Raw genomic sequence first — 362 nt, 5'->3', positions numbered from 1 at the left:
ACACGTTGCCAACGCCAAACAGGATGCCGGTCGTGTCACCCTTTCCGACTTTGGTCAAGATATTCGCGCCACCCAGCATCACGCCCGTGGTATTGCCGTCACCGATATGCGCAAGGACGTTCGCACCACCGCCCATGACCGCCAGCGCATTGCCTTTCCCTTTTTTGGTGAGAATATTGGCGCCGCCCAACGCAATGGCGGTGGTGTTGGCGGTTTCAGTCTCATCACTGAGATGGGTGATAATATTGGCGCCACCGAACATACCGGTAACCAGATCTCCCGCACCGAGCTTAGTTAGTACGTTAGCGCCACCTAAAAGTACAGAAGAGATATCCCCTGCTCCGGCCTGAGTGATGACGTTA

1 protein-coding gene is annotated in these 362 nt (G+C 55.2%); it reads right to left on the bottom strand.

Annotated elements, in window-relative coordinates:
- A partial coding sequence (locus ACGF5R_RS24655; RefSeq protein ID WP_387693279.1) for a hypothetical protein occupies positions 1 to 362 on the bottom strand: 362 nt, incomplete at both ends.

The sequence above is a fragment of the Photorhabdus sp. RM71S genome, assembly GCF_042879355.1.
Lineage (GTDB): Bacteria > Pseudomonadota > Gammaproteobacteria > Enterobacterales > Enterobacteriaceae > Photorhabdus > Photorhabdus kayaii.
The sequence above is the reverse complement of the archived record's forward strand: the minus strand, read 5'-3'. Positions and strand labels throughout refer to the sequence as shown.